The sequence below is a fragment of the Rhizobium sp. 01T444 genome, assembly GCF_056398305.1.
Genome location: NZ_JBFTPD010000076.1, coordinates 1 through 2,565, shown reverse-complemented (window position 1 = coordinate 2,565; position 2,565 = coordinate 1). Strand labels below are relative to the sequence as shown.

Here is a 2,565-nt window from a genome sequence, read left to right as displayed (position 1 = left end):
CCGGTGTACTCGGGAAACTCGCGATCGTGGAAAGTGTTGCGCTTGAGCTCACGATAGATCGTTGAGCGATGACGTCCGAGCTGGCGGGCGATCTCGCCAACTGGCACCTTTCGCTCTCTGAGGTGATAAAGACGGCGACGATCGGCGAGGGTGAACTGCTGATAGCAAAGCGACATGCCAAAATCTCCAAAGTGAAGCCATTGAAATTACTGGCATGTCGCACTTGGAAATAGAATGTACCATTTGTGCTTTTAGTATCGCATAATAGATATTATGGAACATCCGAAGTCCGTGGGACCAAAATGAATGTACGCCATATCGGAGCGCTTTGGTCTGTCCGGTCTTAACGATGTCAGAAGATCAGTTTCGAAACAACGCAGGATCGACGCTCAGGCAAAACAGCGGCTGAAGACCTTCGGGTACTGTGATCAAAGGCCGCCACGCGGTAGCTCCTGCTGCTCTTTACTAGACGACGCTGCGCTTCAGCAGGTAGTCCAGTCCCCCAGCCCGGTACCAACGGAAGCCATAGGGTTCCAACACCATGTGATGCTTTCCCTGGCCATCAGCCCGGCTATCGTGACCATCCAGGATGTCGACAAGTGACTTTGCGTCGTCGTCCTCCTTGAGAGCGAACGTGATCTCGACGGGCTTATCGTGGAAGCTGTGTATGATCATCACAACGTTTTTCCGCCACTCGTAGCGCATGATCAGTACGCCGGGATCGCCGCTATCGATGACGTTGAAGGTCCCCCAGCCGATCTCGGGTGCCTCCTTGCGCATGCGGATCATCCGCTCGGTCCAATTCAGCATAGATTCACTGTCACGACGCTGAAAGGCGACGTTCAAATGTTCGAATCCATACGGTCCCTCCGAAATGACGGGAAGCACCGGATTATCGCTCTTGGTGAAGCCTCCTTGAGGCTCATCGGACCACTGCATCGGAGTTCGTGCACAGTTTCGTTCGGGTAGCGAGAGATCGTCTCCCATTCCGATCTCATCGCCGTAGCGAAGAACCGGCGTGCCGGGGAGCGAATACATCAAACTGTAGGCGAGCTTCAGCCGACGGATGTCACCACCGAGCATGGGAGCAAGTCGGCGCCGGATTCCTCGATCATATAGCTGCATGGTCTTGTCAGGCCCAAAGGCAGAGAAGACAGCTTGCCGCTGGCTCTCGGTAAGCCGACCGAGATCAAGTTCGTCGTGGTTTCGCAGAAATACACCCCATTGTCCGGTCATCGGACGCTGCTCTGTATCTTGCATGGCCCTTACAAGCGGTCGGCTGTCCGCGCTGGCCATCGCATAGAATAGCGCCTGGTTGACGTGGAAGTTGAACATCATCTGCATACGGTCGCCGTCATCTCCAAAGTATTCCAAATTCTCCTTCGGAACGACGTTGGCCTCGGCCAGGATGATGCTATCGCCCTTGCGCCACTGCAGGAATTCCCGAAACGTTCGCAGCATGTCGAACTGTTCCTTAGGCTTCTTCACTTGAATACCCTTCTCCGCGATTACGAAAGGAACAGCGTCCATGCGGAAGCCGGATACACCGAGCTGGATCCAGAAGCCCATGATCTTGAGGATTTCGGCCTGAACAAGCGGGTTTGCCGTGTTGAGATCGGGCTGGAATTCGTAGAACCGGTGGAAAAAGTACTCCCCGGATTCCTTGTCGCGCGTCCACGTCGACTTCTGGACGCCGGGAAACACCATACCCTCGTTTGCGTTTTCAGGCTTCGTCTTCGACCAAACGTACCAGTCTCTATAACGAGAGTTTCTATTCGCTCTCGCCTCCTTGAACCACGGGTGCTCGTCCGAGGTATGGTTCACGACGAGATCGATGAGAACTCGAATCCCCCGCTGCTTGGCGCCGTGCGTGAACTCGACGAAGTCGCCCAGCGAGCCGTAACGCGGATCGACATTGTAGTAGTCGGAGACGTCATAGCCATCATCGCGCCCGGGCGAAGTCTGGAACGGCATCAGCCATATCGCGGTGACGCCGAGCCCGGCCAAATAGTCTAGTCGTCGCTGCAATCCTTGGAAATCGCCGATGCCATCACCGTTGGAATCCATGAATGTCTCTACCGACAGACAGTAGACAACGGCATTCTTATACCAAAGGTCGTTAATCAAGGTGTAGCTCCCGTCAGAGTAAGATGCTGACGGAAGGCGTATCCGAACGAAAGGTTCCGATCGCGAGTAAGGAATGGGCCTGGAGGCCGCCGACATCGGGTATCGCGCGGCTGTTACGGCGATAGGTTTTTTATCCCGGCGTCGGAAGATCGAGTTCAACGTTCGTGTTGATCAAATGCCCGCAACGCAACGAAAGCCTCATATGCGCTCTGTCCCGCCACGGCGCCGGATCCGACCGATTATTTTGCGGCCAACGACCGCCGTTTGAGAAGCGCCGCGCGGATCAGGTCGTTCTTTGTCGGCTCAGGATCAGCAGCAACGTGCGGCACCGCAGCCAACGCGTCGGGCTGCATGCGGGTCCGCTTCATTTCCAGAAAGCGCCGCTGCGCCTGCAGTCCTGCAGTCTGTCCGCAGCGGAAACCGGTTCGACCGGCGCGC

3 protein-coding genes are annotated in these 2,565 nt (G+C 55.9%); all 3 read right to left on the bottom strand.

What is annotated here, in order from left to right; genetic code table 11:
* The coding region (locus AC1DTN_RS37145; RefSeq protein WP_477925075.1) for a helix-turn-helix domain-containing protein at positions 1-176 on the bottom strand (176 nt) is incomplete at its 3' end.
* Between the two features lie 289 nt (positions 177-465).
* Positions 466-2,127, bottom strand: a complete 1,662-nt coding sequence (locus AC1DTN_RS37140; RefSeq protein WP_113325624.1) for an alpha-amylase family protein — start codon at positions 2,125-2,127, stop codon at positions 466-468.
* Positions 2,128-2,366: 239 nt separating this feature from the next.
* Positions 2,367-2,565 (bottom strand): hypothetical protein (locus tag AC1DTN_RS37135; RefSeq protein WP_477925073.1); only part of this gene is annotated, 199 nt, incomplete at its 5' end.